Source organism: bacterium (assembly GCA_035529855.1).
GTDB lineage: Bacteria > RBG-13-66-14 > B26-G2 > WVWN01 > WVWN01 > WVWN01.
The window spans coordinates 1-4,812 of the sequence record DATKVX010000005.1; the positions used below are offsets into that span (position 1 = coordinate 1).

Genomic DNA, 4,812 nt, shown 5'->3' on the forward strand with positions numbered 1-4,812 from the left:
GTCGCGGCGGCCGACGGCCTATCGTCGGACGTGCTGTTCTCGCTCGCCGCTGACGACGAGCATATTTACGTGGGGACGTACGACAAGGGCGTCGACGTGCTGGACGCGGCGTTACGATTCGAAAAGAACATTAGCTGGGGCGACGGCCTGAGCCATACCGACATCTGGGCCGAGGCCGCCGACCCGCCCTGGCTCTGGCTCGCCATCCGCGGCGTCGGCGTGAACGCGTACAACTTGGAAACGGGCGACGTCCGGCGGTACTACGCGCGCTACGGCCTGGGGGACGAGTACTGCAAGTCGGTCGCGGTCCTGCCGCCGCGCGAGGGCCGCAAGCGCCTGGCCTTCGGCACCGCCTCGGGGGTCGCGGTACTCTCGTACGACGGCGAGCCGCCCGATTACGCGGAAGACGATTACGACCGCGATTACCCGTAGCGGTTAAATTTACTGAGGGGAAATTATCACCGGCGACGAGAAGAGGATAATCCTGGGGACCGGCGCGGCCCACGGCCTCATCCACATGACGATGGTCACGTTCGCCGCGGTCCTCACGCCCATGCGCGAGAGCGTGGGCGCGGGGTTGTTCGCCATCTCGCTCGTCGGCAACGTCTCGTACTTCGCCTTCGGCCTTTCGGCGCCGGCGAGCGGTTTTCTGGCGGACCGGATCGGGTCGCGTCGCGTTTTGACGATATGCTGCTTCGCTATGGCCGCGGCCTGCGTGGCCGTCGCGCTCTCCCGGAACATCTATACGCTGGGCGCGGCCCTGGGCCTGCTGGGGTTGGCGGCGGCGCTGTACCATCCGGCGGGGCTCTCTCTCATCGCGCGGCGGGTGGGCTCGGTCGAGAAGGCGATGGCGTACCACGGCATCTTCGGGACGCTGGGGCTCTCGCTCGGGCCGGTGGTCGCGGGCGCCATAACGGCGGGCGCGGGATGGCGGTGGCCGTACGTGGCCTTCGCCGCGGCCCTGGCCGCGCTGGGCACAGCCTTCGCGGGCCTGGCGGGCCGCGGCGGCTCGAGCCCCGCCGGCCGCCCGGCGGCGGCGCCCTCCCTTCCGCAGAAGACGCTCTTGGGCGGCCTTCTTCTCTTCTACGTCATCGCCGTGATGAACGGCTTCATCTTCCACGGCGCGACGACGTTCCTGCCGACGCGGCTGGCGACCGTCAAGAACCTCTTCGTCGGCAACGTGATGACGACGGCGGCGCTGCTGTTGGGGATAGCGGGGCAATACGTCGGCGGCCTGTTGGCCTCGCGCTGGCGCTACGAGCTTATCCTCGCCGGCTCCTTCCTGTTCTCGGGCGCGGCGCTGGTGCTACTGGGGACGTTCCAGGGGGCGTTCCTGTTCGCGCCGGCGCTGGCGTACGGCTTCGCCCACTTCTCGACGCAGCCGGTGACGAACACGTTGGTGTCGCGGCTGACGTCGAGCCGGCGCCAGGGCATCGCGTTCGGCGTTAATTTCTTCCTGGCTTTCGGCCTGGGCTCTTTCGGCACCGGCGTCGTGGGGTACGTGGGCGAGAAGTTCGCGCTGAGCCGGGCGTTCAGCCTCCTCGGCCTCGTCGGCCTGGCGGCGGTACCGCTCTCGTTCGCGTTGTGGTACCTGCGCCGGCGCGCGGCCGCGGGGCCGCCGATACGCGACGCCTTCACGGACGCTCCCGGTTAGATTACCCTCGAAGGAATGCAAAGATAAGGCCGGAGGGGGGAAAGTTTATTTTTCGCCGACGACACACGTTAACCACGCGAACCGGGCCAGGGGGCGAAAACGCCTTAGCGCGCGGGTTTCCCACTCTACGATGCGCCGGAGCCAGCCGCGCGGCAACGGGACGAAGCAGCCCAGCGGCGTCAATAGATGGAATTCACGGTGCTCATATCGTGAAAACGCGGGCGCGTACGACTCGAGCTCGTCGTACGTCAAGTAACCGATGTGCCTTACCCACCTGAAACCGCGCCGATGGCGTAGGAACCTAACGACGGCCGCGAACGGGTTCAGCTTCATATTCTCCAACAGCCATACGTACCCCCCCGGCGCCAGTATGCGCAGCATTTCCTCCAGCGCCGTTTCTTTTTCCAATACCGTGAACACCGCTTTCGTAAAAACGATATCGAAACTCCCGTCCTTAAACGGCAGCCTTTCGCCGCGAAAACGAACCAAGCAAAAAACGGGCCGGCCCCTTCCCCGTGACTCCGCGACCGCTAAAGAAATGTCGCCGCCGACGACCCAAGCCCCGCGTTGCGCGAACCACGAACACATCCGCCCCCGCCGGCACCCGATTTCCAACACCTTCTTCCCCTCGAAGTCGGGGCCCACCCGCGACAGGCCGAATAAAAAAGGTGCCTCCCAGAACCGCGGCTTCCATTCCAGATAATAGTCGAGCGATTCTCGCGCCAACGTTCCCTCTTATCTGCCGCCGCCCGGGCGATGGCTTATCGCGCTTCTCCGCCCTTGGCCTTTTTACGGAGTCGCCTTATCGCGCGCCGGTACTTAATCAGGTCGGTGATGCCGGGGCGAGTGTAGAGGCGGCTGGGCGCGCCCTCCTTGTCCACGGTCGGGAGGGGTCGGCCGGCGTCGAGGTCGGCGATTACCCGTTCCACGTCCGGCAGGCCGTCGAGTATGGCCTTGTGGCCGACGTACGCGTACGGCTCCGACGACGGGTCCGCGTCGCGCACCCGCCCCTGGAGTATGACGGGGCCGGTGTCGAAGCCGGCGTCCATTTTGATGAGCGAGTAACCTAGCTTGTCCAACTCCCCGTTTACAATGGTGTATAGAGGGCTGTGGAAGCCGCGGTACTCGGGCGTGAAGCCCTCGTGCCACAGGAACGTACCGTACCGCGGCGCCTCATATATAAACGGTTTCACGTACGCGTCCAGGCAATCGGCGAACATGGCGTCGACCTCTTCGGCCGCCAGCGCTTCGCGAATCTCGGCGGCATTGACGTCGGCGACGTTGAAAAGCCGCTTCGGCTCGAACCCGGCCGGCACGCCGTGCTCGGCCCGAAAGTCGTCGACCATCCGGTTCATATAGCGGGCTTCTTTATGCCGCATGAAGGTATGGTAAAAAATATAGAACAGCAGCTCGTCCAGCGCCTTGACGGCCGAGTACTTCCTCGCCCGGCGGCGAAAGAAGCGGAAGCGCCCCCGCCACGTCCGCGCCCAATAATCCGCCGAGGCCCAGATGACGACGCGCAGGTCCGTCCGCTGCGCGAGCCAGTCGGCCAGTAATATGTTGAACGCGTTTCGATTGCCGAGAAAAGCGGTCCGGAGCATTGCCTTCTTCTCCGCGCGCAAGGCGCTTTCGCCGAAAGCTAACACCGATTATGTGGCCTTTCAAGCCAAAATATTTTATACTTAAACGCTACACTTTATCGGGCCGAATATACTCGCCCGCACGAAAGGAGCGCCGCGGCCATGACAGGCAAATATTTAACGGGGATATTACTCGTCGCGTTGACGTTGCCGGCGGTCGTTTCCGCCCAGGGCGGCCGCTACGGCGGCCACGCGCTCGAGTTCGGCAGCCGCGACAGCGACTTCGCCGCCGACTACGTCACGCTGTTGCAGACCGACCTCTCGAAGCTGGGCTACGACGACTACCTCCTCAAGTCCGGCAAGCTGGAGAGCGCGTTCGGGCCGGCGACGGAGGCCGCGGTCAAAGCGTTCCAGCGCGATTGGGGACTGCCCGTGACCGGCGTCGTCGGTGCGGAGACGACGGCCGCGCTCGAGCGCGCGGTGGCGGGCGGGAGGCCCGAATCCACCGGGCCGCCGCCCAAGCTCACCCTCCTCGAGTCCGCCCAGATAACGGTCAAGGCGGGCCAGAAGGGCACGTACGACATAAAGCCGGTGCAGGGGACGACGTACGTCATATCGTGCGGGGGAGACTGCCTGGAGGCCAACGTCGTGAACCCGTACGAGGCGTACGCCCGGGTCGTAACGCCGCCGGCGGACGTCCGCTTCGCGCTGGCGGAGCTGGGTGACGACGGCAAGGCCGTGATCTTCGACGACGTGCCCTTCGCCGGGAGATATTTCGTCGAGGTCGAGCCGCTCAACGACCTGAAGGATACCCCGGTCTTACTACGCATCTACGAGCTGACGAGGTAGCGACGTGCGCGAGCTGTTCAGGATGTGGGGGAATACGCGGATGGTCGTGCTGGCCGCGGCCACCGCGGCCCTCTACGCCGCGCTGCTCATCCCGTTCAAGCCGCTGGTCCTCATCCCGGGCCTGACCGAGATGCGGCCCGCCGCGGCCATCCCCCTCGTCGCGGGGCTGCTCTTCGGCCCCGCCGGCGCCGTCGGCGCGGGGCTGGGCAACCTGCTGGGCGACTTCTTCGGGACCCTCGGCTGGGGCAGCATCTTCGGCCTGGGCGGCAACTTCCTGCTGGCGTATATCCCGTACCGCCTCATCAGGGCTACCGAACGCGAATACCTCGCGTCGTGGCGGGGGTTGATATTAATCGAGGCGACGGTGGTCCTGGCCGCGGCAGCCTGCGGCCTCTTCATCGGCTGGGGCGGCGACCTCCTCGGGATTGCGCCCTTCGCCGCGCTGGGCAACGTCATCGTCGCCAACGACATCATTTATCCGGCGATACTCGGGCCGCTGCTGCTGAAGGCGCTCGACAAGCGCGTGCGGGCGCTCGGCCTGCTCTACCCGGACGTGTTGGACGTCCGGCCCCGCAGGCCGCGGACGTTCGCGTTGGGGTTAATCCTCGTCGTCGTCGCGTGCGTCGGCGGGATGGTCGCGGGGAACTTCATCTCGCTGGGGGTGGAGGGGCAGGGCCTCTTCGCCTCGGGCTTCGGGCCGGACTTCCAGCCGGGGACGGTGGGCGCGGG

General features: G+C 66.0%; 6 protein-coding genes. 4 read left to right on the plus strand and 2 right to left on the minus strand.

The genetic code is table 11. The annotated features are described in order from the left end of the window. Together VMX79_00255 and VMX79_00260 are read left to right on the plus strand one after the other, a co-directional pair. On the plus strand, positions 1-432 hold a 432-nt coding region (locus tag VMX79_00255), incomplete at its 5' end, for a hypothetical protein (protein ID HUV85526.1). Positions 433-517: 85 nt separating this feature from the next. Next, positions 518-1,654: an MFS transporter gene (locus VMX79_00260; protein HUV85527.1), complete on the plus strand. Its 1,137-nt coding sequence runs from the start codon at positions 518-520 to the stop codon at positions 1,652-1,654. Between the two features lie 45 nt (positions 1,655-1,699). Here VMX79_00260 and VMX79_00265 read toward each other — a convergent pair whose 3' ends face one another. Both VMX79_00265 and VMX79_00270 read right to left on the minus strand, forming a co-directional pair. Continuing rightward, positions 1,700-2,380, minus strand: a complete 681-nt coding sequence (locus tag VMX79_00265; protein HUV85528.1) for a class I SAM-dependent methyltransferase — start codon at positions 2,378-2,380, stop codon at positions 1,700-1,702. Between the two features lie 35 nt (positions 2,381-2,415). Beyond that, the gene (locus tag VMX79_00270; GenBank protein ID HUV85529.1) at positions 2,416-3,255 is read right to left on the minus strand and encodes a formyltransferase family protein; all 840 of its coding nucleotides are present in this window, start codon (positions 3,253-3,255) and stop codon (positions 2,416-2,418) included. A 141-nt stretch (positions 3,256-3,396) separates the two neighbouring features. On the opposite strand from VMX79_00270, the gene VMX79_00275 reads away from it, so the two are divergent. Both VMX79_00275 and VMX79_00280 read left to right on the plus strand, forming a co-directional pair. Then, on the plus strand, positions 3,397-4,083 hold the full coding sequence (locus tag VMX79_00275; protein ID HUV85530.1) for a peptidoglycan-binding domain-containing protein: 687 nt from the start codon (positions 3,397-3,399) through the stop codon (positions 4,081-4,083). A gap of 4 nt (positions 4,084-4,087) precedes the next feature. Next, a partial coding sequence (locus tag VMX79_00280; protein ID HUV85531.1) for a QueT transporter family protein occupies positions 4,088-4,812 on the plus strand: 725 nt, incomplete at its 3' end.